This window comes from Erwinia sp. V90_4 (assembly GCF_029967685.1).
In the GTDB taxonomy this organism is placed as follows: Bacteria; Pseudomonadota; Gammaproteobacteria; order Enterobacterales; family Enterobacteriaceae; genus Erwinia; species Erwinia aphidicola.
Window position 1 is genome coordinate 106,517 of record NZ_JASCAQ010000033.1, and the last position, 24,341, is coordinate 130,857.

The 24,341-nt window shown below is 59.0% G+C and carries 20 protein-coding genes; 6 read left to right on the forward strand and 14 right to left on the reverse strand.

Features of this window, described 5'->3' with window-relative positions:
* The first annotated feature begins 133 nt into the window (after window positions 1–133).
* Both QLG07_RS03110 and QLG07_RS03115 read left to right on the forward strand, forming a co-directional pair.
* Window positions 134–1,678 (forward strand): PAS domain-containing methyl-accepting chemotaxis protein, encoded by a 1,545-nt coding sequence (locus tag QLG07_RS03110; protein ID WP_048917531.1) that lies wholly within the window; start codon window positions 134–136, stop codon window positions 1,676–1,678.
* 611 nt (window positions 1,679–2,289) lie between these two features.
* A complete protein-coding gene (locus QLG07_RS03115; protein ID WP_282468446.1) occupies window positions 2,290–3,936 on the forward strand; it encodes a dihydroxyacetone kinase subunit DhaK in 1,647 nt (548 codons plus the stop codon).
* On the opposite strand, the gene QLG07_RS03120 is transcribed toward QLG07_RS03115, so the two are convergent.
* From QLG07_RS03120 to sbmA, 3 genes are all read right to left on the reverse strand, one after another.
* Window positions 3,933–4,472: a DNA-binding protein gene (locus tag QLG07_RS03120; RefSeq protein WP_282468447.1), complete on the reverse strand. Its 540-nt coding sequence runs from the start codon at window positions 4,470–4,472 to the stop codon at window positions 3,933–3,935. The two genes, QLG07_RS03115 and QLG07_RS03120, sit on opposite strands and share 4 nt — an antisense overlap.
* Window positions 4,473–4,487: 15 nt before the next feature.
* On the reverse strand, window positions 4,488–4,709 hold the full coding sequence (locus QLG07_RS03125; protein ID WP_282468448.1) for a hypothetical protein: 222 nt from the start codon (window positions 4,707–4,709) through the stop codon (window positions 4,488–4,490).
* A gap of 145 nt (window positions 4,710–4,854) precedes the next feature.
* Window positions 4,855–6,081 carry a peptide antibiotic transporter SbmA gene (sbmA, locus tag QLG07_RS03130; protein WP_282468449.1) on the reverse strand — a complete coding sequence of 409 codons (1,227 nt, stop codon included), beginning with the start codon at window positions 6,079–6,081 and terminating at the stop codon, window positions 4,855–4,857.
* Between the two features lie 454 nt (window positions 6,082–6,535).
* On the opposite strand from sbmA, the gene QLG07_RS03135 reads away from it, so the two are divergent.
* Window positions 6,536–8,614 carry an EAL domain-containing protein gene (locus QLG07_RS03135; RefSeq protein WP_282468450.1) on the forward strand — a complete coding sequence of 693 codons (2,079 nt, stop codon included), beginning with the start codon at window positions 6,536–6,538 and terminating at the stop codon, window positions 8,612–8,614.
* An 87-nt stretch (window positions 8,615–8,701) separates the two neighbouring features.
* On the opposite strand, the gene QLG07_RS03140 is transcribed toward QLG07_RS03135, so the two are convergent.
* Complete coding sequence (locus tag QLG07_RS03140) at window positions 8,702–10,093, reverse strand: MFS transporter (protein ID WP_282468501.1); 1,392 nt, start codon at window positions 10,091–10,093, stop codon at window positions 8,702–8,704.
* A 422-nt stretch (window positions 10,094–10,515) separates the two neighbouring features.
* On the opposite strand from QLG07_RS03140, the gene QLG07_RS03145 reads away from it, so the two are divergent.
* The 3 genes from QLG07_RS03145 to QLG07_RS03155 are packed head-to-tail and all read left to right on the forward strand — an operon-like array spanning window position 10,516 to window position 14,367.
* Complete coding sequence (locus QLG07_RS03145) at window positions 10,516–11,253, forward strand: gluconate 2-dehydrogenase subunit 3 family protein (RefSeq protein WP_048917522.1); 738 nt, start codon at window positions 10,516–10,518, stop codon at window positions 11,251–11,253.
* A gap of 2 nt (window positions 11,254–11,255) precedes the next feature.
* Complete coding sequence (locus QLG07_RS03150) at window positions 11,256–13,040, forward strand: GMC family oxidoreductase (RefSeq protein WP_282468451.1); 1,785 nt, start codon at window positions 11,256–11,258, stop codon at window positions 13,038–13,040.
* 10 nt (window positions 13,041–13,050) lie between these two features.
* Window positions 13,051–14,367 carry a cytochrome c gene (locus QLG07_RS03155; RefSeq protein WP_282468452.1) on the forward strand — a complete coding sequence of 439 codons (1,317 nt, stop codon included), beginning with the start codon at window positions 13,051–13,053 and terminating at the stop codon, window positions 14,365–14,367.
* 130 nt (window positions 14,368–14,497) lie between these two features.
* Here QLG07_RS03155 and araD read toward each other — a convergent pair whose 3' ends face one another.
* From araD to QLG07_RS03205, 10 genes are all read right to left on the reverse strand, one after another.
* Window positions 14,498–15,196 carry an L-ribulose-5-phosphate 4-epimerase gene (gene araD, locus QLG07_RS03160; protein WP_282468453.1) on the reverse strand — a complete coding sequence of 233 codons (699 nt, stop codon included), beginning with the start codon at window positions 15,194–15,196 and terminating at the stop codon, window positions 14,498–14,500.
* Window positions 15,193–16,050, reverse strand: a complete 858-nt coding sequence (locus QLG07_RS03165; RefSeq protein WP_187498318.1) for an L-ribulose-5-phosphate 3-epimerase — start codon at window positions 16,048–16,050, stop codon at window positions 15,193–15,195. The genes araD and QLG07_RS03165 overlap by 4 nt, the downstream gene beginning before the upstream one ends.
* Window positions 16,051–16,052: 2 nt before the next feature.
* Complete coding sequence (ulaD, locus tag QLG07_RS03170) at window positions 16,053–16,715, reverse strand: 3-keto-L-gulonate-6-phosphate decarboxylase UlaD (RefSeq protein ID WP_187498319.1); 663 nt, start codon at window positions 16,713–16,715, stop codon at window positions 16,053–16,055.
* Window positions 16,712–18,193 carry an FGGY-family carbohydrate kinase gene (locus tag QLG07_RS03175; protein ID WP_282468454.1) on the reverse strand — a complete coding sequence of 494 codons (1,482 nt, stop codon included), beginning with the start codon at window positions 18,191–18,193 and terminating at the stop codon, window positions 16,712–16,714. Before QLG07_RS03175 ends, ulaD begins: the two co-directional genes overlap by 4 nt.
* Window positions 18,190–19,485 (reverse strand): MFS transporter, encoded by a 1,296-nt coding sequence (locus QLG07_RS03180; RefSeq protein ID WP_099753696.1) that lies wholly within the window; start codon window positions 19,483–19,485, stop codon window positions 18,190–18,192. The genes QLG07_RS03175 and QLG07_RS03180 overlap by 4 nt, the downstream gene beginning before the upstream one ends.
* Before the next feature lie 12 nt (window positions 19,486–19,497).
* Entirely contained in the window at window positions 19,498–19,968 is a 471-nt protein-coding gene (locus QLG07_RS03185; RefSeq protein WP_187498537.1) for a YhcH/YjgK/YiaL family protein, read from the reverse strand.
* 14 nt (window positions 19,969–19,982) lie between these two features.
* The gene (gene yiaK, locus QLG07_RS03190) at window positions 19,983–20,978 is read right to left on the reverse strand and encodes a 3-dehydro-L-gulonate 2-dehydrogenase (RefSeq protein ID WP_282468455.1); all 996 of its coding nucleotides are present in this window, start codon (window positions 20,976–20,978) and stop codon (window positions 19,983–19,985) included.
* 272 nt (window positions 20,979–21,250) lie between these two features.
* The gene (locus QLG07_RS03195; protein ID WP_282468456.1) at window positions 21,251–22,096 is read right to left on the reverse strand and encodes an SMP-30/gluconolactonase/LRE family protein; all 846 of its coding nucleotides are present in this window, start codon (window positions 22,094–22,096) and stop codon (window positions 21,251–21,253) included.
* A gap of 10 nt (window positions 22,097–22,106) precedes the next feature.
* Window positions 22,107–23,207, reverse strand: coding sequence for a substrate-binding domain-containing protein (locus QLG07_RS03200; RefSeq protein WP_282468457.1), 1,101 nt, complete (start codon window positions 23,205–23,207; stop codon window positions 22,107–22,109).
* Window positions 23,204–24,304: an ABC transporter permease gene (locus tag QLG07_RS03205; protein ID WP_133624943.1), complete on the reverse strand. Its 1,101-nt coding sequence runs from the start codon at window positions 24,302–24,304 to the stop codon at window positions 23,204–23,206. The genes QLG07_RS03200 and QLG07_RS03205 overlap by 4 nt, the downstream gene beginning before the upstream one ends.
* Window positions 24,305–24,341: the final 37 nt, after the last annotated feature.

Consider the following 24,341-nt stretch of genomic DNA (forward strand, 5'->3'; position numbering starts at 1 on the left):
CGCGCTTTGCTGGCGCGATCGCAAAATCAGGCGAACGCCGGCTAAAGATCCACGAACTCACGCCGAAAATATAAAAAAACGTAATTAATATTCTCCTCGCCAACCTTTGTTGATCCCTTTAAGGATTTAACCCATGCGTAATAATTTGCCCGTTACACAGCAAGAGTACCTGTTTGACGATCGCGCCACCCTGATGTCAACCACCGACACCCACAGCCATATCACCTATGCCAATGATGCGTTTATTGAGGCCAGCGGTTTCTCGCCGGAGGAGATTAACGGTCAGCCGCACAATATGGTGCGCCACCCGGATATGCCGCCGGAAGCGTTCGCCGATATGTGGGCGACCCTGAAGCAGGGCGAACCCTGGACCGCGCTGGTAAAAAACCGCCGCAAAAACGGCGATCACTACTGGGTGCGCGCCAACGCCATTCCGGTGGTGCGCGACGGCGTGGTACAGGGCTATATGTCGGTGCGCACCAGGCCAACCCCCCAGGAGGTGCGCGACACCGAACGCCTGTATCAGAACTTCCGCGAGGGCAAAGCCAAAGGGCTGCGTTTTCATAAAGGGCTGATTGTCCGCACCGGCATGATGCGCTGGCGCTCGATTTTCAAAACCCTGTCGCTGCGCTGGCGTATTCGCTCGGCGCTGCTGGCCCTGCTGCCGCTGTCAACGCTTGGCGTTTGGGGGCTGGGGCTGAGCCCGGCCGCGCTGGCGATGTTTGCTGGCGGCATGGCGCTGCTGCTGCTGCTGGCTTCGGCCTGGCTGGAGATGCAGGTCTCCCGGCCGATTGAGCGCGTCTGCCGCCAGGCGCTGCGCGTGGCGACCGGGGCCGATCATAAAGTGGAGCAGATGGACCGCGTAGATGAAGTTGGCACGACGCTACGCGCCATTGGTCAGCTGGGGCTGATGTTCCGCTGGCTGGTGGATGACGTCAGCGGCCAGGCGATCAACGTGCTGAGCGCCAGCGATTCTATTGCCCAGAGCAACAGCGAGCTGAGCCGCCGCACGGAACAGGCTGCGGCCAACGTGCAGCAGACGGCGGCGACCATGAACGAGATGACTGCGACGGTGAAGAGCAACACCGAAACTGCCGCCGAAGTGAAAACCCTGTCAGCCAGCACCAGCAGTGCGGCGGTGCAGGGTGGAGAAGCGATGGCGGATATGGTGACGATGATGGCGGAAATTACCGACAGCTCGAAGAAAATCGCCAATATTACCAGCGTGATCGACGGCATCGCCTTCCAGACCAATATCCTGGCGCTGAATGCGGCGGTGGAAGCGGCGCGCGCCGGTGAGCAGGGTAAAGGTTTTGCCGTGGTCGCCGGGGAAGTGCGCAGTCTCGCCCAGCGCAGCGCCAAGGCCGCCAGCGAGATCAAACAGCTGGTGGAAACCAGCGCCGAGAAGGTGAAGTCCGGTACGCTGCACGTTAACGAGGCCGGTAAAACCATTGAAAGTATTGTCTCGCAGGTGCAAAACGTCACCGCGCTGATTGCCCAGATCAGCTCCGCCACCGCCGAGCAGGCCACTGCCATCGGTGAGATTAGCCTGGCAGTGGAAGATCTCGACAACATCACCCATCAGAACGCCGCGAAGGTGGAAGAGGGCGCGCAGGCCTCCGGCCGCATGACCCGCCAGGCCACTCGCCTGGTCGAAGCGATCAGCGTGTTCCGTTAATTGCGTAGGGGCCGGGCATGTTCCGGCAATTCCGTAGGGGTCGGGCATGCCCGACCCGCTAAACATCTGCTGTGCTGACTCCCCACCCATCCTTGATGATCCACGTCGACTGCAACCCATAAAAAAAAGAGCAAACGATGAAGTTTGCCCCTTGTAACGCCCTGGTGGTGGCGTGATAGGTCTGTTATCTGCGGATAAATGATCACTGCCAGCAAGGCTGATAGAAATATCTCATTATATCCTTGCTGCTTTAATGGAGATATAGGCGTGCTTTATTATGTCAGTGGATCTGACACTGAAGGTTATAAGCGTCTTTTCTCATCAGTGCAGAAAGATTAATAGCAAAATGTGATTGATACTGCAATTTCATTTGGTACGCCATGCAGCCACTAATATGTGTTTAAATATTACCACTAAGAAAAAATGTATATCATTCAATTGGTTGGTGTTATTGATTGTGGGGTTTTTCTGAGTTCAGTAGCGCGAAGGTTATTTTTCGCTTTCATCACGCGTGCAAACGACGAATAAAAGGCTATAACTGGACGTTAGCAGGCTATTAATTATTAGATGTACAGGTAACAGATATTACTCATGCACAAGAGGGAGAGACAATGAGTCAGTTCTTTATGAATCAGAAGCAGGATCTGGTCAATGAGGCGATTGAAGGGGTGCTGCAAAGCGCGGCCAGCCACAATCTGGCGCGGCTGGCGCTGGGGCCGCAGATGCGGGTGGTGGTACGCAGCGACTGGGATAAGTCGCGGGTTGCCCTGATCTCCGGCGGTGGCTCTGGCCATGAACCGGCCCATATCGGTTTTGTTGGCAAAGGCATGCTAACCGCGGCGGTCTGCGGCGATGTATTTGCTTCACCCAGCGTGGATGCGGTGCTGCACGCCATTATTAACGTCACGGGCGAAGCGGGCTGCCTGCTGATCGTCAAAAACTACACCGGCGACCGTCTCAACTTCGGCCTTGCGGCGGAAAAAGCCAAACAGCTGGGCTATCGCGTTGAGATGGTGATGGTGCGTGATGATATCGCCCTGCCGGATAATCCGCAGCCGCGCGGGATTGCCGGAACGGCGCTGGTGCATAAGGTCGCTGGCTTTGCCGCTGAACAGGGGCAGGGGTTGGATGCCGTCAGCGCGCTGGCGCAGCGGGCAATTGATGCGACTGCCTCTATCGGGCTGGCCTTTACCACCTGCCACGTGCCGGGGGAGGATCGTGACGATCATCGCGTCGAGCCGGGATGCAGCGAGCTGGGCATGGGGATCCACGGCGAGCCGGGCGCCTCGACGCTGAAAACGCAGAACAGCGCGGAGATCGTAGCGGAGCTGACGCAGCGCTTAGCCAGCAAAAGTGGCAGCGGTAAGCTGGCGCTGCTGGTGAATAATCTGGGCGGTTTCTCCGCGCTGGAGATGGCTATCCTGACGCGCGAAACGCTGAAATCTGCTCTGGGTAAACAGGTGAAGCTGCTGATTGGCCCGGCAACGCTGGTCAGCGCGCTGGATATGAAAGGCTTCTCACTCTCCACCCTGCAGCTTGATGATGAGCTGGAAGCCGCGCTGTTAGCCCCGGTAGAGACCAGCGGCTGGGTGCGTGCGTTTGAACCCCAGCCGGCAAAAGAGCGGGAAGCGAAACGCGTCGCGCAGCAGCAGAGCTTTACGCCTTCAAATAATGCGGCCGTGGCCGCAACGCTTCACACGCTGTGCCAGACGCTGATTGAACTGGAGAGCGAACTAAACCAGCTGGATGCCAAAGTAGGCGATGGCGATACCGGATCCACCTTCTCTGCCGGAGCGCGCAGCGTGCTGGAAGCCAGCCAGAACGGGGAGCTGCCGCTCGACCAGATGGATGCGCTGCTTACGGTGGTGGGCGAAAAGCTGGCGAACGTGATGGGGGGCTCCAGCGGCGTGCTGATGTCGATTATGTTTACCGCTGCCGGGCAGCAGTTGAAGCAGGGTAAATCGCTGGCCGGGGCGCTGAACTTTGGCCTTGAACGCATGCAGCATTACGGTGGAGCGGGCGTGGGCGACCGCACGATGATCGACGCACTCGATCCGGCGTTTGCCGCGTTAGCGGCAGGCAAAAATCTGGCCGCTGTCGCTGCCGCAGCGAAGCAGGGCGCAGACAGTACTCGCCAGATGCTCAGCGCCGCCGCCGGGCGCTCCTCCTATCTCAATCAGGAGAGCCTGAAGGACGTTAAAGATCCGGGGGCTTTCGCGGTGGAGAGCGTCTTCGCTGCGCTGGCCGCTCGGAATTAATCGAGCGGAGAGGCCGCCAGCGCACGGCTGAAATGCTCCAGCTGGCTGGGATTGACGTTGCGAAGCTGTAACGCGAGGTTGATCTCTTCCAGCGTACGGGCATTTTCAGCCAGCGGCGCGGCAATTTTGCCATGTTTCTGAAGCCAGTCTGCCACGCTGGCCCAGCGCCATAGCGGCGAGTTACCGCTGATGCGCTGCACAGGCGCGGGGAAATCACCCGCGCCACGCGAGCCATCTTTCAACAATGCTATCGACTGGCGCGTTAACTGGCTCAGTTCCGCGATATCACTCAGCCCGACCAGACTGGCATCAACAGCAGAGACGATGGCGCCCAGCGGTGCGGCTTCAATAGCGTGGATGGCACTGAGGATCGCCTGCTCGAAGGAGTCGCTGTAGCGGTCAAATTCCAGATAAACCGCCCTGCCGTAAAAGCAGACCAGAGCATCATCGCACCCGCGTTTAAACAACTGCTCTTCCAGTTCTGGCGTGTCTGATGTGACGCCGCTCAGCAGCAGCGTGAAGTGGTAAAGTGGCATCGCTTTCTCCCTGTCTTAGTGTGTTGCAAGGCAACTATCGACTTTTCGCCTAATCTGGCTGGCATGATGTTCAGGCACCGCTGGCGTTGACCAGACGCTCATCTGATGTTGCTGATGCTCCGGGATGCTGCATTTCAGCCGTCCAAAAGCATGCCCGCTGGCAGGATGAAAAATCCAGCCTCTGTTGAGAGCATACTCAATAGCGGCACGGATATGTTTATTGGGATGTTCCTTCATCGCGCCCTCAATGACGTCCACAGGATAAGAGGAGTGTTGACCATTGTCAACGGTCCGTGATTTCCTTTATCCTGCGTAATGGGTTGGGCGATGAACAGAGATGAAGAGAGATTCCTCGCGTTCCCTCGCAAGAAATAACGCTCGGTTACACCGTGATATGCTCTTCCTGCGGCGCGTCATCCAGCGTGCGCTCAAAGCCACGCAGACGTTTGTAGATCGACATCAGCTCCACCAGCGTGGTCCATGAGTTAATCAGGTACTGGAATGATCCACGTACCTGATCGAACACGTTAGTGATCTGTCTCATCAGCCCAAGCGTGATCGCACCGGTAACAATCGACGGGAACAGCATCAACATGCCAAATACCGCGTCCACCTGCAGATAGAAAATACGCACGATATTGAAGTAGAGATAGTGGAAGTAGAGGCGGAAATAGTTCCTGCGCACGCCAAGGAACAGTTCACGCACCTTCGGCGGCTGCGCCCGCGATGCATCATCCTCGCCGTAGACCAGCTCTTTACGATAGGCCGCCTCCACCCGCTGATTGCGGAACGACAGCCCCGGCAGTTTGATGCCGACGATGGCCAGCAGCCCGGTGCCGAACAGCGACCACAGCACGGCGGCAATCACCAATGCATAAGGGATGCTGCCCAGAACTGGCACGGTTTTCACATGCACCGACAGCGTTACCAGCACCGGCAGGAAGGCAATCAGCGTCATAATGGCGTTAATAAAGCTGACGCCCATATCCTCCAGCGTGGAGGCAAAACGCATCGTGTCCTCCTGCACACGCTGGGCGGCACCCTCAATGTGGCGCAGGCGCGGCCAGTACTGCATGTAGTAATTGTTCATCGCCGTGCGCCAGCGGAACACGTAATGGCTGATAAAGAACAGATTTATCGTGTTAATCGTTACGTAAATCAGGGCGATGTAGAGAAACGTCCTGGTTAACGCGTAGAGGGTGGTCACCTTAACGGTATTGGGATGCGCCATCGCCTGCTGAATGAGATCGAAAAAAGGCTCATACCAGCTGTTGATTGCCACGCCCAGTTCTACCGAAAACCAGGTAATGAAGATAATCAGCGCGCTGCCAAGTATTGACCAGTATTGCCACGGGTGCGGGCTGGCAATAAACCAGAAACCGGCAAACAGCAGCGTGACCAGCAGGTAGTAGCTGTAGATTGCGAGCATCGATGGGGCAATAAAGCGTGAAACGTCATTCGGTAAAGGCCCGTCGGCAACCGGGGAGAAATGCATCAGGTGAGCGAACAGGCTGTCGGCATAGCCGAACCACAGCAGTATCGCCAGCAGGCTCCAGATTGCCGCACTGCTGAAGAACAGCGCTGGCCTGGGGAAAAAGGATTTAAACATAGGCACTCCGCTGTCAATGTTTGATGGTTATACCCTGATTGACTGTGAGTAATCTCACTGCGGTTGTATCTATTAATTTCAGTGGTGAAGCCTGAACGTTTGAATAAGTTATTTATACCTTTTTTAACTCAATTTCATTTATTTTATAAAAGCCAACAGACAAATTTCCCACATAAATATAAGCGCAGCGGCAAGTTTATTTTTTTTCAGCGCTGAATGTTTTTTAAACAAAGCCGATAACGATCAATGAACCGCAGTGCTGAAGCGGAAATTGCTTGAATTGGCTGATGTTTTCGGTTTATACCCGTGTGGTTTTAACACACATAAAACAGGGTACCTGCGGTGAAAGAGCGCGCGGGACGGTAATTTTTACGTCAGTTAATGGCGTATTGCAGCGTTGCGCATATTTTCTACTGTGGGGAAAATGACGGCCAGCGCCCAGGCGAAAATAATAATGAATGAAGACTCTGATGTCATGTACCGTCTACTGGTACAGAGCGTGGTTGACTACGCCATATATATGCTGACGCCAGAAGGTAACGTCGCTAACTGGAATCCGGGCGCGCAACGCGCCAAAGGATACCGCCCTGATGAGATCGTCGGGAAAAACTTTAGCTGTTTCTACAGCACTCAGGATCGGCTGGACAAAGTACCGGAGAAGAATCTGGCCACCGCTTACCGAACCGGGCGCTTTGAAGAGCAGGGCTGGCGCTACCGTAAAGACGGCAGCGCGTTTTGGGCAAACGTCGTCATTGATGCGGTACGCGATGATGACGGCAAGCTGATTGGTTACGCCAAGATCACCCGCGACTGCACCGAGGTGCGCGAGTACGAACAGCAGATCCTGCGTGGGAAAAATCTGGCCGAGCAGAACAGTGAAAAAATGGCCTCGCTGTCAAAATTCCTCGACATTATCGTCGCCAATATTCCGTCCAGCGTGATTGTTGAGGATGTGGTCTCGCGCGAGATCCTGCTGATCAACAGCAAGGCGCAGCAGCTGCTTGGCGGCACGCAGCGCCAGTTTATTGGCAAGCGCGCGCCCGACTGCATGACGGCAGAAATGGGCGAATATTTTATGCAGCTCTCCGATGCGGCGCAGCGCAAGGAGGGGATGCAGCGCAACGAACGTCTGCTGAACACGCCGGGCGGCGAGCGTATTCTGAATACCACCGCCACCATTATTCGCGGCAACGACGAACGCCATAACTACGTGCTGCTGATCGCCGACGACGTCACCGATCAGCGTGCGGCGGATGCGCGCATCCACCATATGGCGCACCACGATAACCTCACCAGCCTGCCGAACCGCGTGCTGTTTAGCCAGCGCCTGACCGCCGCGCTGCGCGAGGATCGCGATGCCCGCCGGCTGACCGCCACGCTGGGGCTGGATCTCGATAACTTCAAAAACGTTAACGACGCGCTCGGCCATCAGGTCGGCGACGAGCTGCTGCGTTCGGTGGCGGTGCGTCTGCACTCGGTGCTGCGCGACCAGGATACGCTGGCGCGCAGCGGCGGCGATGAGTTCTCTGTCGTGCTGCCGGGGCTGTCGCATCAGCAGGAGGCGGAAGTGGTCGCCAGCCGCCTGATCGAAACCATTCGTCCGCCGTTTAACGTGGACGGGCACAACCTCTCCGTCGGGCCGAGCATCGGTATTGCCATCGCCGACAGCGGCATGACCACCCCGGACCAGCTGCTGCGCTGCGCGGATATGGCGCTGTATGAAGCCAAGCGCAACGGGCGCAACCGCTTTGAACACTTCACCGCTGCAATGGGCGATATGGCGCAGAAGCGTCGGGTCATCGAGAGCGACCTGCGCGAGGCGCTCACCAGCCGCCAGCTCAAGCTTTACTATCAGCCGATCACTAACAATCTGCATCAGGAGATCATCGGCTATGAAGCGCTGATGCGCTGGCATCACCCGCAAAAGGGCACCATCATGCCGATGGACTTTATTCCGATAGCCGAAGAGACCGGCCTGATCCACAGCCTGGGGGCTTACGCGCTGTATGAAGCCTGCCGCGAGGCCGCTACCTGGCCTGGCGATCAGAGCGTGGCGGTCAATCTGTCGCCGCTGCAGTTTAAAAATAGCGCCCTGGTGTCGGTGGTGGAAGCGGCGCTGAAAGATTCCGGGCTGGCCCCGCATCGTCTGGAGGTGGAGATCACCGAATCGGTGCTGCTGGATAACACGCTGGTCAATATCCATATTCTGCAAAAGCTTAAGGCGCTGGGCGTGCATATTGCGCTGGATGATTTCGGCACCGGCTATTCATCGCTCAGCTACCTGCGCTCATTCCCGTTCGATAAGATCAAGATAGACAAGTCGTTTATCAATGATATGCATGACAGTCGGGAAGCGCTGGCGATTATCCGGGCGATTACCGGCATGAGCCGCAGCCTGGATATTCAAATCACCGCCGAAGGGGTGGAGAGCAACGAGCAGTTCGAACGGCTGAAAGCGGAAGGGTGCACCCTGTTCCAGGGCTACTATTTTGGCCGCCCGCAGCCGTCGGAGAGCCGTTTGCAGCAGTTTTAACTGTTGCGGGTCGGGCATGCCCGACCCCTACAGTCGGGCACTGTGCCACGCCCCCTCCAGTCGGGCACTGTGCCACGCCAGTGAAATTTAGATATTCTCCAGGTTAATTCCGCGCGTTTTCGGCCCGAAAATGCCGATGGTTAGCATCACGATCAGCATGCTGACCACGATAAATGCGATCACCCCCTGGGTGCCCGCCGCCTGCAAAATCATGCCGATAATCAGACTGCTAAACACCGTCGACAGGCGGCTGAAGGAGTAGCAGAAGCCGACCGCACGGGCGCGAATATAGGTCGGGAACACCTCGGTCTGATAAGCGTGATAGCTGTAGGTCAGCCAGGCATTGGAGTAAGTAATGCAGAAGCCGCAGAGGATCAGCATCAGCGGATTATTCTGCAGCGCGAACAGCGTGCCGAACACCACCGTCATCAGCGACGACAGAACGATCTGCCACTTGTTCTCAATCTTATCGGCGTAGCGGCTGCAAATCAGCGAGCCGAGCGGGTAGGCAAGGGTAATAAAGAATGCGTACAGCAGGCTGTGGGTGATGCTCGCGCCTTTGCCGGACAGCAGCGCGGGCAGCCAGTTGCCGAAGCCGAAGAAACCAATCGCCTGGAAGATATTCATCACCACCAGCATCAGCGTGCGCTGGCGGTATTGCGGCGCCCAGATATCGCGAAAACGGCCTTTACGCTGGCTGATTTCTGCCGTTTCAATCTCTTGTGGATGTGGGGCGCTGTCCGCCGCGCCGCAGCGAATTTCCATCGCGCTGACCACCTGATGCGCTTCCTGATGGCGCCCCTGCTGCGCCAGCCAGCGCGGAGACTCCGGCAGGTTCTTGCGTACCAGCCAGATAATCATTGAGCAGACCGCACCGGCTATCACCACCCAGCGCCAGCCTGTCAGGCCAAGAATGGTCTGCGGCACCAGCCACCAGGACATCAGCGCCACCGCCGGAACCGATAAAAACTGTACAAAGAAGGCGAAGGCAAAGGCTTTGCTGCGCAGGCGCGTCGGGACACATTCAGTGAGATAAGTATCGATGGTCACCAGCTCAATTCCCAGCCCGACGCCGACCAGAAAGCGGCAGAAGATGATCCACTCCGCCTGATTCTGAAACGCCATCAGCAGTGAAAAACAGCCGTACCACGCCAGGGCAAACATAAACGTCAGGCGGCGGCCAAAGCGATCGGCGTAAGGGGCCAGCAGACTGGCCCCGAAAAACAGCCCGAGGAAGGTCACGGAAGCAAATGCGGCCTGGTCAGATATGCCAAATACGCCGAGATCGCCAACATGAAATATGCCTCCTGCGATTAAACCTGAACTGATATAGCCCGTCTGGAACAGATCGTAGAGTTCGAAAAAACCGCCAAGTGAGAGTAAGGCAATAAAGCGCCACAGCCCGGCAGAAGCGGGAAGGGCATCGATGCGTTCAGATAATTTATTGTTATTAAAGGGTTTTTGTTGCGGTTCGGGCATCCCTGGGGCGCAGGCTTCACTCATGTTACGTTCCTGATAATCATTGCACGGTAAAATAATTTTCCATGCTAATAGTTAGCAGTAAAATTTAAATTTTGAATTACGCCTCGTAAGCAGAAAAATAAGCATAAAAAATGGCAATGGCCGTTTTGCTGCTATTTCTTCCTGTTTCCTCCGCCAGGCGTTCAGACTGAAGCTTGCGCAGTTGTTAATGATTTTGTGCCATTTTGTTTCCATACCCTCACGCTTTTCCCCGGTTACTGTTACAATCTGCATGATTGTTACCGGTAACAAACTGCCGGTAGATACCGACCTGGTAAAAAAGCAGGCGGCGACTCACTATTGTCCCTACACTTTGTATCATTAAAAAATCGACCCCCCATTTTAATCAGCCCCCTGTGCTGGTTCGAGAAGGCAATGTCATGTCAGAGCAAAAAACCGGAAGCACGCGCAGAGACTTTCTGCTGAAAACTATCACCCTCGCCCCGGCGATGGCGATTGGCTCCGCAGGGCTGGGTTCACTGGCCGCCGCTGCGCCCGCCGTGGCGAAAGAGGCCGCTAAAACCGGGCCACAGCAGGCGCGCGAGTACCAGCCAACGTGGTTCACCCCCGAAGAGTATGCCTTTCTGCAGGCCGCCGTTGCGCGCCTGATCCCGGCCGATGAACGCGGCCCTGGCGCGCTGGAAGCGGGCGTGCCCGAGTATATCGACCGCCAGATGAACACCCCGTATGCCACCGGCGCCAACTGGTACATGCAGGGGCCGTTCCACCCGGATGCCGATAAAGCGCTGGGCTACCAGCTGCCATTGACCCCGCGTGATATCTATCGCCTGGGCCTGGCCGATGCCGATGCGCTGGCAAAACAGCAGCATGGCAAGGTGTTTGCTGCGCTAAGCGGCGAGCAGCAGGATGCGCTGTTACAGGCGCTGGAAGCGGGCAGCGTGGAGCTGAAACAGCTGCCTGCCAAAACCTTTTTCTCCTTCCTGCTGCAGAACACCCGCGAAGGGTTCTTCAGCGACCCGATCCACGGCGGCAACCAGGGGCTGGTCGGCTGGCAGCTGATTAACTTCCCCGGCGCGCGCGCTGATTTTATGGACTGGGTGGAGCGCGGCGAGCAGTATCCGCTGCCGCCGGTGTCAATTCGTGGGGAAAGAGCATAACCATGGCAAACGTACAGAAGAAAGTAGATGCGGTAATCGTCGGTTTCGGCTGGGCCGGGGCGATTATGGCCAAAGAGCTGACCGAAGCCGGTCTTAACGTAGTGGCGCTGGAGCGCGGCCCGCATCGCGATACCTATCCTGACGGTGCGTATCCGCAGGTGATTGACGAACTGACCTATAACATTCGTAAAAAGCTGTTCCAGGATCTGTCAAAAAGCACCGTGACCATCCGTCATAACTCCGCGCAGACCGCGCAGCCGTATCGTCAGCTGGCGGCATTCCTGCCCGGTACCGGCACCGGCGGCGCGGGCCTGCACTGGTCCGGCGTGCATTTCCGCGTCGACCCGATGGAACTGCGCATGCGCAGCCATTATGAAGAGCGCTACGGCAAAAACTTTATCCCGGAAGGGATGACCATCCAGGACTTCAGCGTCACTTACGACGAGCTGGAACCCTATTTCGACCAGGCCGAGAAGGTGTTCGGCACTTCCGGTTCAGCCTGGAGCGTAAAGGGTAAAGTGGTCGGTCAGGGCGGCAAAGGCAACCCATTTGCCCCGGACCGCTCCAGCCCGTTCCCGCTGCCCGCGCAGAAGCGCACTTACTCGGCGCAGCTGTTTGCCCAGGCGGCGGAAAGCATTGGCTACCATCCGTACGACCTGCCTTCTGCCAATACCTCCGGCCCGTATACCAACACCTACGGTGCGCAGATGGGGCCGTGCAACTTCTGCGGCTACTGCAGCGGCTATGCCTGCTACATGTATTCCAAAGCCTCGCCGAACGTCAACATCCTGCCTGCACTGCGCCAGGAGTCGAAGTTCGAGCTGCGCAATAACGCTTACGTCCTGCGCGTTAACCTGACGGACGACAAGAAGCACGCGACCGGCGTCACCTATGTTGATGCACTGGGGCGTGAAAACGAACAGCCTGCTGACCTGGTGATCCTCTCCGCGTTCCAGTTCCACAACGTGCATCTGATGCTGCTGTCCGGCATCGGCAAGCCGTACGATCCGGTGACGAACGAAGGCACCGTCGGGCGCAACTTCGCCTATCAGAACATCTCCACCATCAAAGCGTTCTTCGATAAAGACGTGTTTACCAATAACTTTATCGGTGCAGGCGGCGCGGGCGTTGGGGTGGATGACTTCAACGGCGACAACTTCGACCACGCGCAGTATGGCTTCGTTGGCGGTTCGCCGATGTGGGTGAACCAGGCGGGGGTCAAGCCGATCTCCGGCCTGCCGACCCCTCCGGGCACGCCGAACTGGGGCAGCAAGTGGAAAGCGGCGGTGGCCGATCACTACACTCACCACGTGTCGATGGATGCCCACGGCGCGCATCAGTCGTACCGCAATAACTACCTCGACCTCGATCCCAACTACAAGGATATCCACGGCCAGCCGCTGCTGCGTATGACCTTCGACTGGCAGGAAAACGACATCAAAATGTCGCAGTTTATGCACGGTCGCATGCACAAGATTGCCGAAGCGATGAACCCGAAATTGATCAGCGGTGCGCCAAAAATGCCGGGCGCGCACTTCGACACCACCGTATATCAGACCACGCATATGAACGGCGGCGCGATCATGGGTGAAGATCCAAAAACCAGCGCGATTAACCGTTATCTGCAGAGCTGGGACGTGCCGAACGTCTTTGTGCCGGGCGCCTCCGCTTTCCCGCAGGGGCTGGGCTACAACCCGACCGGTATGGTGGCGGCGCTGACCTACTGGTCGGCGAAGGCGATTCGTGAACAGTACCTGAAAAACCCGGGTCCACTGGTGCAGGCATAAGGATAAGCAGATGAAAAAGTTACTTCTTATTGCCCTGCTGCCGGGCATGCTGGCGTTTAACGCGCTGGCCGATGATAGCGCGGCGGCTGAAATTCAGCGCGGTGAGTATCTGGCGCGCGCCGGGGACTGCGTGGCCTGCCACACCAAAGCGGGCGGCGAAGCTTTTGCCGGTGGCCTGGCGATGGCAATGCCTATCGGCACCATCTACTCCACCAATATCACCCCGGACAAGCAGAGCGGGATTGGCGGCTACAGCTATGACGACTTCCAGAAAGCGGTGCGTCACGGCGTGGCGAAAAACGGCGACACGCTCTACCCGGCGATGCCTTACCCGTCCTACACGGTGGTCAGCGACGAGGATATGCAGGCGCTTTACGCCTACTTTATGCACGGCGTTAAGCCGGTGAACCAGGCGAACAAAGAGAGCGACATTCCGTGGCCGCTGTCGATGCGCTGGCCGCTGGCGATCTGGCGCGGAGTGTTTGCGCCGGACGTGAAGGCCTTCCAGCCGATCAAAGGGCAGGACCCGGTGCTGGCGCGTGGCCAGTATCTGGTTGAGGGCCTGGGCCACTGCGGCGCCTGCCATACGCCGCGCAGCATCACCATGCAGGAAAAAGCGCTGAACAACGAGGAAGGCAGTGATTACCTCTCCGGCAGCAGCGCGCCCATCGACGGCTGGACCGCGAGCAATCTGCGCGGTGATGGCCGCGACGGGCTGGGCCGCTGGAGTGAAGATGACCTGGTGCAGTTCCTGCGCATGGGCCGTAACGATCGCACCGCGGTATTTGGCGGTATGACCGATGTGGTACAGCACAGCCTGCAGCATCTGACGCCGGAAGATGCGACCGCGATTGCACGCTACCTGAAATCGCTGGGGGCTAAAGATCCCAACCAGGTGGGCTTCACGCCGGATGATGCAGTGGCGAAAGCGCTGTGGAAGGGCGACGACAGCAAAACTGGCGCATCAGTCTATGTTGACAGCTGCGCGGCCTGCCATAAAACCGACGGCAGCGGCTACCAGCGCTTCTTCCCGGCGCTGCGCGGTAATCCGGTGGTGCTGGCGGAAGACCCGACTTCGCTGATCCATATTGTGCTGAGCGGCGCACAGCTGCCGGGCGTCAAGGATGCGCCTACCACTATCACCATGCCAGCCTTCGGCTGGCGTCTGAACGACCAGCAGGTCGCAGACGTGGTGAACTTTATCCGCACCAGCTGGGGCAATACCGCGAAGTCTGCGGTGTCAGCCAGCGACGTGGCGAAAGTGCGCAAGGATGAAGCGGTGGTCAATCAGCAGGGCAATGTTGATGTGGAGAAGTTGACGCCATAACGTTGAGCTGGCCTTGCGGGTCGATCGGAAAAGATGATCGACCCCTACGGTTCGTGGGCATTTCCGGTTCGGAAAACCCGGCCGTTGTAGGGGCGGACCTTCTGTTTCGGTCCGCCCGTCAAAGGGCACGCTATTGCCCGTAATACGCCCCTGTCCCATGTTTACGCAGATAATGCTTATCCAGCAGCACCTGCTGCATATCGCGCATCCCCGGCGTCAGCTGGCGCGAGAAAATCCCCATATAGGCAATCTCCTCCAGTACCACCGCGTTATGCACCGCATTCTCCGCGCTGCTGCCCCAGGCAAACGGGCCGTGGGCGTTGACCAGCACCGCCGGGATCGCCGTCGGACTGATGCCGCGTGACTGGAAGGTATCAATTATCACCTCACCGGTGTTGTGCTCATAATTCTCTGCGATCTCCTGCGCTGTCATCAGACGCGTGCAGGGAATGGTGCCGTAGAAATAGTCGGCGTGGGTGGTGCCCCAGGCGGGGAGATCCAGCCCGGCCTGCGCCCAGATAGTGGCGTGGCGCGAATGGGTATGAACAATGCCGCCGATATCGCTAAACGCACGGTACAGCGCCAGGTGGGTCGCGGTATCAGAAGAGGGCTTCTTGCTGCCCTCCACGGTGCGGCCGCTTTCCAGCTCTACCACCACGATATCGTCAACCGTCATGCCGTCATACTCCACCCCGGAAGGCTTGATCGCTACCAGCCCGCGATGACGGTCAATGGCGCTGACGTTGCCCCAGGTGAAGGTCACCAGACGGTGGCGTGGCAGTGCCAGATTGGCCGCGAAAACCTGCTGTTTCAGTGTTGATAAGCTCATTGTAAGCCTCCTTCCTGCATTTTCTGTTCAATCCAGCGCCGTGCCTGCACAATCTCAGCCACCGGCTCCTCGGCTTTTTCTGTCCACATCTCAATCAGAAACGCGCCACGATAGTTCAGCTGTTTCAGCGTGCGGAACACCCCAACAAAATCGACGCACCCTTCACCAAACGGTACGTCGCGAAACTGCCCCGGCGAACTGGCGGTGACGGGCTGCGTGTCTTTCAGATGGATAGCGGCAATACGGTCAATGCCCAGCGCCAGCTCGGCGGCGACGTCATTGCCCCAGGCGGTCAGATTGCCGACGTCGGGATAGACGGTGAACCACGGCGAGGCCTGCTGCTTATCCCAGTGTTTCCACTTGCTGATGGCGTTCATAAATTCGGTATCCATAATCTCGACAGCCAGCATCACCTGCGCGGCTGCGGCGCGATCGACCGCCCAGGCGAGCCCTTGCGCGAAGCGTGCCACCGTGCCCTCGTCATGCGCTTCGTAGTAAACGTCGTAGCCCGCCAGCTGGATGGTGCGGATGCCAACGTCCTTTGCCAGCTGGATCGCCTGCTCCATCAGGCTATAGGCCTGCTGGCGGATCGCCGGGTCGTGGCTGCCAAACGGGAAGCGGCGGTGGCCCGAGAGACACATCGACGGGATAGTCACTCCGGTTTCCATCATTGCGTTCACCAGCGACAGGCGCTGCTCTTTGCTCCATTGCAGGCGCGACAGCCGCAGATCGGTTTCGTCCACCGACATCTCGACAAAGTCGAAACCGCAGGCTTTTGCCAGGGCCAGACGTTCCGGCCAGCTCAGATGAGGCGGCAGGGCTTTTTCATAAATTCCTAGCGGATGTTGGCGCATAGTTATTGTCCCCAGATGCTGGCAATGGCCTGATGGAAGTCGGCGGCGGCCGCGCGCCCGTCGGCACTTTCGCTGAGTGCCCGCCCGACGATAAATGCCTTCACGTCGATGTTTTTAAACTGCGGCAGCTCGTCCGGGGTTATGCCGCCGGTGACCGACAGGGCAAAGCCCAGATCGGACAGGGCTTTCATCGCGTCCAGATCCTGCTGGCTCCACTGCTGGCCGCTGGCCTGGGCATCGCGTCCGCGGTGGTAAATGGCCTGCGTCAGCCCCAGCTCGCGCCAGCGCTTAGCCTCAGCCAGCGTCCAGTGGCCGAACAGCTCAATCTGGATATCGCCCTGATGCTGATGGGCCACCTCCAGCGCGCTGGCAAAGGTCGCCAGCGGGGCTGCGCAGATCACCGTCATCCAGTTGGCCCCGGCTTCAAACGCCAGCGTCGCCAGCGTCGCCCCGGCATCCGCCACTTTAAAATCGGCCACCAGGGTTTTAGCGGGCAACTGCTGGCGCAGCTGGCGCACCGCGTCTATCCCGGCGCTGAAGCACAGAATGGTGCCGGCTTCGACAATATCGACCTGCTGATGCAGGCGCTGTGCCGTCTCCAGCGCGGCATCCAGCCGGGTGTGGTCGAGGGCCAGCTGAAGCTGGGGAACCCGGGAACGGCTCATGATGTCACTCCTTGTGTGGCGATCAGCGCCGCCAGTAGTTGCTGATAACGTTGATATTTTTTCTGATACAGCGCATGACGCTCGCTATCGGGCTGGTAGCTCAGGATTTCGGGTACCAGCGCCTGCTGTGCCTGTTGCAGCGAGGCATATGCCCCGGTGCCGGTCATTGCCGCCAGCGCTGCGCCCAGGCAGCCACTCTCTTCGATCTGAGGGATCTCCACCGGCAGGCCGCTGGCGTCGGCAAACATTTGCATCCACACTGCCGAGCGCGTCGCCCCCCCGCTCAGACGCAAGGCCTTGACCTGCGGGAAGCGTGTCAGAATGCGATTGAGATGGGTGAGGTGGGAGAACACCACGCCTTCGTAGATGGCCTGCACCAGGTGGCCGCGCTGGTGGCCCGCCTGCATGCCGAAGAAGCCGGCGTGCAGGTCAGCCCCGGCGTTGCAGCCGTAGAGGAACGGCAGGAACAGCAGGGAACTCGCGGCTGGCGGCAGTTCGGCCACCCACTGATTCAGCTGGTGGTAGTCATCGATGCCCCACTGCTGGCAGAACCACTCCAGATTGGCGGCCGAGGTTGGGCTGGCTTCGTGAATAATGTACTGTCCGTCAATGGCATAGCGGCCGTAGACAAAGCGATAATCGGCTTCGTCGCTGATGCGGTCGGTAATCCCGCTGGTCACCGACCAGGTGCCCATGACGGCGTTTAGCCGGGTATCGTCATGCAGCCCGGCGCACAGCGCGGTAGACACCACGTCGAACAGCCCGCCGACCACCGGCGTCCCGGCACGCAGTCCGCACAGGGCGGCCGCTTCAGCGGTGACATAGCCCGCAATGTCCGTCGGCCCGACAATCGGCGGCAGGGCAGGCAGAATGTCGCCGATGCCGAGAGTTTCTGCCAGCGCGGCAGTCCAGCCGCCCTGCTGCATGTGGTACAGGTTGGATTCGGAAATATTGGTCTCTTCACAGGCCAGCTCTCCGGTCAGGCAGTAGCGCAGATAGTCATGGGCCATCAGCACACTGCCGATCGCCGCGTAGCGCTGCGGTTGATGCTCCTTCAGCCAGCGCAGCAGTGACACGGGATGCCCGGTCCATAACGTCTGTCGGGTGAGCGGATAAAGCGTCTGCGGCATGCCGTCACGCTGCCACTGCTGCACCAGCGCCAGCGCCCGGCGATCGGAGGAGAGCATGCCGTTACCCAGCGGCTGCTGCTGTTTATCCAGCAGAAACAGCCCTTTGCCCTGCGCCGAAATGCCCACTCCGGCAATCTGTGCCGCATCCAGCCCGCTGCGTTTCAGCGCCTCTGCGATGACCCGTGCGGCCTGCTGCCAGAGCAGCGGCATATCGCGCTCGGCCCAGCCCGGTTGCGGTACCCGTACTGGCAGCGTCTGTCGTGCCACCGCGCGCTCGCCGCCCTTTGCGTCATACAGCCCGGCCTTAATAAAGGTGCCGCCGCAGTCCAGCCCTAACCAGTAGTTCATGCGGCCTCCCGTTGCTGCGCATCGCAGCGGGCTGGCAGCGTCAGCGCCAGCAGTGAGGCAATCGCCAGCGCGATCGCCAGGCTGTAGACTCCGGCATCTTTGCTGTACGCCACGATTAACACCCCGACCATATAGGGGCCGCAGAAGCCACCGAGGTTGCCCAGGGCGTTAATCACCCCGCGCGCACCGCCGGCCACTTCGGCATTAAACAGGCGTGGAGGAATGCTCCAGAACACCCCAGCCGCTGACTGGATAAAGAAACCGCAGCCGACCAGCGCTGCGTAAGACCACCAGATATGCGCTTTCAGCAGTACCGACAGCGCCATACACAGGGCAAAACCGGCCAGCGGAAGGGCGACGAACAGTTTGCGGCGTCCGGTGGCATCCGACAGCGCGGAGAACAGGAACATGCCGAAAATCGCGCAGACATAGGGCAGGATCGCCAGCCAGCCGACCTGCTCCAGATTGCCGTGGGTCAGCCCTTTGAGAATGGTGGGCAGCCACAGGGTGTAGCCGTAGATCCCGGTCTGGTAGAAGAAGTTCACCAGGATCAGCCGCCACATCACCGGCTCACGCATCACCTGACGCAGTGAGGCTTTGCGGGTGTTTTGGCCTTTGATCAGCAGCTGCTCGTCGTGCAAGGTTTTGATCAGATACTGTTTTTCCGCTGCGGAGATCCACTTCGCCTCCTGCGGGCGGTTGCTGATGGTGAAATGCCACAGTCCCATGACAAACAGCGACAGCACACCCTCAACGAAGAACAGCATGCGCCAGTCCCAGGCGGTAATAATCCAGCCGGAGAGCGGGGCGGTGAGGATCCCGGCGATCGGCACAAACATGATCACGATGGCGTTGGCGCGGCCGCGCTCGGCATCGGGGAACCAGTTGCCGATCATCGTCAGCACCACCGGTAACATCCCGCCTTCGGAAACCCCCAGCGCAAAACGCAGTGCCAGCAGCTGATACTGATTGGTGGCGAGGCCGGTCAGCAGGGAGATTACCGCCCAGGCCAGCAGTGACCAGCCGATAAAGCGTTTACCGTTGCCGTAGACCGCCAGCTTGCCCCCCGGCACCTGTAAGAACAGATAACCGATAAAGAAGATGCCCCCGGCCAGTCCGGCCATTGAGGCGCTGATGCCGAGATCGGCATCCATCCCGCCCGGCATGGCAAAGGCGATATTGACCCGATCCATATAGGAAATAATGCAGGTGATCAGGATTGGCGGAATGATCCGCAGCCAGCGCAGAGACGGGATCCCTTCGCGGGCGAGGGTGGTAGACGTCAGGCTCATAGCGATCCTCTTTTAGTCAGCGAGATCGGCCACAGGGACCTTTACCACCACCTTGCGGATGGCCTCAGGGGCATGCAGCGCGCAGTTTGGGCGGTGAATATCCTGCGGGAAGAACACCGCGAAGTTTCCCGGCTGCATCAGCACCAGGGTTTCATTCGGGGCATCCTGGTAGAAGATGATGTCGCGCACGTCATCATACGGCTGGTGGATCGCCGGTTCCGCTCCCCCGGTGGAGACGCCCATCAGCTCATTGCCGCAGACCAGGTACTGCACATCGATAAAGTGCCGGTGCGCCTCCGGGTAGTTGTCGCCGTGCGGGGCGGTTTGCAGGTCAAGCACCTGCACCTGCCAGCCGGTTTGGCTGTCCTGGTAACGCCCGGCGGCCATAGTGGCCAGATCGTGGCGGGCTAAATAGTCGATGGCGCGCGCAATCGCAGGCGGATAGTGGCGGGCATCGGTGTTGTTGATGTGGCCAAAAATCATGGTGTGTACTCCCGTTACAGTGCCTGGATGCGTGCCCAGACGCGTTCATCCACCGGAATGCCGAGGCGCTGGTTTTCAGCGCGAATACCGGGGAACTTGTGGCCCGGCAGGCGGATCGCCTGCTGGTCGGCGCGATCGGCAGCGGTAATCGATGCGCGGATGCGCGCCAGCTTGCTGTCGCGGGTGGCGCCGTCGATCAGGCGATCGACATCGATGGCGATAAAGACCTGGGAGATGCCAAATTCGTCGCCGTTGTCCTCGGTCACTGCGGTCACGGAGGCCCCGTTAGAGAGCAGGGTGGCGACCATATCCAGCACGATTGAGAGCGCAGAACCTTTCCAGTAGCCCATGGGTAAAATGCGGCGATTTTCTTCTATCGTGGCGGGATCGCGAGTGTATTGGCCATCATTGTCAAAACCGCCGTCGACCGGCAGGGTTTTGCCCGCCAGGCGGTTCACTTCCAGCATGCCGTAGGAGAACATCGACATCGACATATCGACCATGGTGATCGGTTCGCCCGGCACGGCAACGATCAGCGGGTTGGTGCCGATGGCGCAGCTTTTGGCCCCCCACGGCGGCATAACCGCAATGGAGTTGGTCCAGCAGACGCCGATATAGCCTTTTTCTGCTGCCTGCCAGCCGTAGCTGCCGCCGCGCATCCAGTGGTTGGCATTACGCAGCGCCACCAGACCGATCCCGTGGCCGTCGGCCAGTTCAATGGCGCGATCCATCATGCTGCGGGCGGTGAGATTGCCTATCGCACGGTGCGCATCCCACTGTTCGATCGCCCCCAGCGAGAGGATCTTTTCGGCTTCTGCCTGCGGCACGATATGCCCGGCGTCCAGCTGCTGGATAAAGCGGGGAAAACGATTCACCCCGTGGGAGTAAACGCCGCTCTCGCTGGTGTCAGCGAACAGGGTGGCACAGCTTTCGGCTTTCTCTGCTGGCACACCGCGCGCCAGTAACACCCGCAGAAACTCCTGTTTCAACTGCTGATAGCTGATTCTCATACTGCTGTTTCTCCCCGGAGATGGCTTTATTTCAATATATGGAATGTCGTTCCAAATAAATCCTATGCGCCTGACGAGGACAAGTCAAAGAAATGAGCTGTGATTTTGTCTTTATAAAACAGTGGGATAAAAATAGTGTTGGGTTCTGTGATCGGTAACACATCGAGTGAAATCGTGGCGTGGGGAAGCCGGGTCAGGCATGCCTGACCCCGACAAAAAAACGCATCGCGGCCATCCCTTACCGTAAGGGCGTGGCACGCCTTGCCCGGCCGTTAACCGATGATCGCCCGGTACAGCGAGGTGGTGGCGGTGATATACAGCTCATTACCCTGCGGGCCGCCGAGGGTGCAGTTTGACACCCGTTCCGGCACCGCGATCTTGCCGCGCGTCACGCCTTTGCTGTCGAAAATAATCACCCCGTCGGCGCAGCTACAGTAAACATTGCCGCGCGGATCCACGCAGAAGCCATCCGGAAAACCGGGGGCCACCTCGGCAAACAGCCGCCCGCTGCCCAGCTCCCGGCCATCTACCGGATAGACCCTGAGCTGGCGGCGACCCAGCGTCGGGAAGTCAACCACCGACATATCCGCGACATACAGCAGGCTTTCATCGGGCGAAAAGGCCAGCCCGTTGGGGCGTTGCAGATCGCTGGCGGCGATGGTCAGCCGCTGTTCGATCGGATCGAAGCAGTAGAGATAACAGCCGATCACCTGGCTGTGCGCGTGATAGCCCTCCTCGTCGCTGACGATGCCGTAGGGCGGATCGGTGAACCAGATCGTGCCATCGGATCGCACCACGACGTCGTTCGGCGAGTTGAAACGCTTGCCGTCCACCTTCTCCACCAGCAGCCTGACGCTGCCGTCATGCTCGGTGCGGCTGATGGCGCGGCGGCCATGCTCGCAGCTCACCACCCGGCCCTCATTATCCAGGGCATTGCCGTTGGCGTAGTGCGACGATGCCCGCCACAGGCTGACTTCGCCATTGCGCTGCCAGCAGAACATGCGGTTACCCTTCACGTCGCTGAACACCACCGCATCCTGCCCGGGCAGCCATACCGGCCCCTCAGCCCAGATGGCCGGGGAGCAGAGTTTTTCCAGCGTCAGATTATCGGTCTGCATAGCGCCTCCGTTACTTCACGCCCCAGATAGTTTTGTAATGCCCCTGATAATCATTCTGCGGGTCGTAATGGTTCTGCGGCCCGCCGTCGCTGCCGATATTATCGCGGGTGATCAGATGCGCGGGGGTGACGTAACCTGATGGCGGCTGCCCGGCAAAGGCGCGGTTAAACTCATCCAGCAGCTGCCAGCCGTGCAGTTTCAGCGGCTCGGCCACCGTGCCAATCTGGCTGTCGCCGTTGCGAATACGCTGGAAGGCAGAGATTGACCCATCCCCGGCGGAGATATTAAACGGCGCGTTTTTGCCGCCTTTGCCGGCGGTCTTCAGCGCCGGGGCCATAAAGTCAAAGTAGAGGTCGTTGATCGCCAGCGCGTACTGGAAGTTGTCGCCGTATTTTTGCAGCAGGCTGAAGGTCATCGATGGCATACGGTTAGCGGTATCGGCCAGCGGGGTATCGATAAACTCCACCACTTTACAGCCGCTGCATTTCTCAATTTCCTGCTTCATCGCGTTGGCCTTGTCCAGGGCAATTTGATACAGCGAATCGGTGAAAATCAGCACCTGCGCCTTGCCACCGGACTGCACCACCGCATACTGCGCGGCAAGGCGGGCGACCTCGTTAGAGTCTGAGGTGATGTTGGCGACCACGTTATATTTGGCAATCGGCCCCGGCTGCGGTTCGGCGTGCCAGGCCATCAGCACGATTTTCTGCTGCACCGCTTTTTTCAGCGGAATTTTCGCCACGTTCGGATTCCAGCCGCCAATAACAATGCCGTCAGGGCGCTGGGCGATCGCCTGATTGAGCGCCGCCAGCTGATCTTTCACCGAGCCGCCACCGTCGAGGGTTTCCAGCTTCCAGCCCGCCGCCGCCGCGGCTTCACTCAGCCCCTGCTGCACGCCCTGTACGCCGCCGTTTTTCATATCAGAGGCGATAAAAATCACCTTCTTATTCTTTTGCAGGGTCGGGCCGGTCGTCGGGCCGTCCCACTCGGTGACGCTGGCAGTGGCTTTGGTGACCGCCGCCGTGGCCCGATCGAGATAGCTGTCGGCCCAGGCGGGCAGCGAACCTGCCAGCAGGGCGCCAAGGGTCAGAGCAAGAAGATGACGTTTCATAAGGTACTCCCTGGAGTGAGGGTTTTCTGGTTATTGTCAGGAGTGGTAGCCGGAGCGGTTTGACTGCGCACCACGGCCTTTTGGTTCAACATCCGGCGACGCTGGGCGTAACCGGCGAGGGTGATGGAGAGCAGCAGGGTGGCGCCGTTAAACAGCGGTTCAACCCAGAAGTCGCCGCCGAACTGCTGGATGCCGGCAATGCCGATGGCCAGGATGGCGATGCCGACCACGGTGCCCCAGACATTCACGCGTCCCGGGCGAATGGTGGTACTGCCGAGGAATGCACCCACCAGCGCAGGCAGCAGGTAATCCATGCCGACGCTGGCCTGACCAACGCCCTGTTCGGCGGCGATCAGCACCCCGCTGAAGCCGGTCAGCACGCTGGAGGCGATAAAGGCACCGATGGTAAATTTATTCACCGCAATACCGTTCAGCCGCGCCGCCGCAGGGTTACCGCCTACGGCATACATGCAGCGGCCAAGCGGGGTGTGTTCGGTAATTAGCCACAGGATAATGGCCACGGCCAGCACGTAGAATGCGCCGATTGGGATACCGAAGATTTCGGTATGATGCAGGGCGGTAAAAGCATCAGGCAGATCGCCGACGATCTGGCGGCCGCCGGAGTGCCACAGCGCCACGGCGTACAGCACGGTGCCGGAGCCCAGGGTAGCAACGAAGCTATCGATATCGGCCAGCGCCACCAGAATGCCGTTCAGCAAGCCGTAAACGGCGGAGATGGCCAGCACGGTCAGCACCGCCATCTGCCAGGAGAAGCCATATTCCACTTGTAAGGTGATGGCGAGGATATGCCAAAGCACAATACCAAAGCCGACGTTCAGGTCGATTTTGCCAACAATCATCGGAATGGTGGCGGCCAGCGCCAGCAGGGCAATTTTGGCCTTACTGGCGAGGATCGCCTGTAAGGTCAGCATGCTGGCAAATGAGGGCGAAAGTAAGGAAAACAGAAGGGTGAGCAAAATACACAGCAGCAGCAGGCCGTAGCGGGTGACGATCTGCATCAGCCACGCGGCAGGGCCGTGCTCGCTGAGGCTGACCCGCTGTTCAAGCGCGGTAGACTTCACGGATGTTTTGGACATAGCAGCTTCTCCTGCCACCGTTGCGAGGTGGCGTTAA

What these genes read in the sequence shown, in the direction of transcription:
- QLG07_RS03110 (WP_048917531.1), top strand. Translation starts at nt 134, where the DNA reads ATGCGTAATAATTTGCCCGTTACACAGCAAGAGTACCTGTTTGACGAT.
- QLG07_RS03115 (WP_282468446.1), top strand. Translation starts at nt 2,290, where the DNA reads ATGAGTCAGTTCTTTATGAATCAGAAGCAGGATCTGGTCAATGAGGCG.
- QLG07_RS03120 (WP_282468447.1), bottom strand. Translation starts at nt 4,472, where the DNA reads ATGCCACTTTACCACTTCACGCTGCTGCTGAGCGGCGTCACATCAGAC.
- QLG07_RS03125 (WP_282468448.1), bottom strand. Translation starts at nt 4,709, where the DNA reads ATGAAGGAACATCCCAATAAACATATCCGTGCCGCTATTGAGTATGCT.
- sbmA (WP_282468449.1), bottom strand. Translation starts at nt 6,081, where the DNA reads ATGTTTAAATCCTTTTTCCCCAGGCCAGCGCTGTTCTTCAGCAGTGCG.
- QLG07_RS03135 (WP_282468450.1), top strand. Translation starts at nt 6,536, where the DNA reads ATGAATGAAGACTCTGATGTCATGTACCGTCTACTGGTACAGAGCGTG.
- QLG07_RS03140 (WP_282468501.1), bottom strand. Translation starts at nt 10,093, where the DNA reads ATGCCCGAACCGCAACAAAAACCCTTTAATAACAATAAATTATCTGAA.
- QLG07_RS03145 (WP_048917522.1), top strand. Translation starts at nt 10,516, where the DNA reads ATGTCAGAGCAAAAAACCGGAAGCACGCGCAGAGACTTTCTGCTGAAA.
- QLG07_RS03150 (WP_282468451.1), top strand. Translation starts at nt 11,256, where the DNA reads ATGGCAAACGTACAGAAGAAAGTAGATGCGGTAATCGTCGGTTTCGGC.
- QLG07_RS03155 (WP_282468452.1), top strand. Translation starts at nt 13,051, where the DNA reads ATGAAAAAGTTACTTCTTATTGCCCTGCTGCCGGGCATGCTGGCGTTT.
- araD (WP_282468453.1), bottom strand. Translation starts at nt 15,196, where the DNA reads ATGAGCTTATCAACACTGAAACAGCAGGTTTTCGCGGCCAATCTGGCA.
- QLG07_RS03165 (WP_187498318.1), bottom strand. Translation starts at nt 16,050, where the DNA reads ATGCGCCAACATCCGCTAGGAATTTATGAAAAAGCCCTGCCGCCTCAT.
- ulaD (WP_187498319.1), bottom strand. Translation starts at nt 16,715, where the DNA reads ATGAGCCGTTCCCGGGTTCCCCAGCTTCAGCTGGCCCTCGACCACACC.
- QLG07_RS03175 (WP_282468454.1), bottom strand. Translation starts at nt 18,193, where the DNA reads ATGAACTACTGGTTAGGGCTGGACTGCGGCGGCACCTTTATTAAGGCC.
- QLG07_RS03180 (WP_099753696.1), bottom strand. Translation starts at nt 19,485, where the DNA reads ATGAGCCTGACGTCTACCACCCTCGCCCGCGAAGGGATCCCGTCTCTG.
- QLG07_RS03185 (WP_187498537.1), bottom strand. Translation starts at nt 19,968, where the DNA reads ATGATTTTTGGCCACATCAACAACACCGATGCCCGCCACTATCCGCCT.
- yiaK (WP_282468455.1), bottom strand. Translation starts at nt 20,978, where the DNA reads ATGAGAATCAGCTATCAGCAGTTGAAACAGGAGTTTCTGCGGGTGTTA.
- QLG07_RS03195 (WP_282468456.1), bottom strand. Translation starts at nt 22,096, where the DNA reads ATGCAGACCGATAATCTGACGCTGGAAAAACTCTGCTCCCCGGCCATC.
- QLG07_RS03200 (WP_282468457.1), bottom strand. Translation starts at nt 23,207, where the DNA reads ATGAAACGTCATCTTCTTGCTCTGACCCTTGGCGCCCTGCTGGCAGGT.
- QLG07_RS03205 (WP_133624943.1), bottom strand. Translation starts at nt 24,304, where the DNA reads ATGTCCAAAACATCCGTGAAGTCTACCGCGCTTGAACAGCGGGTCAGC.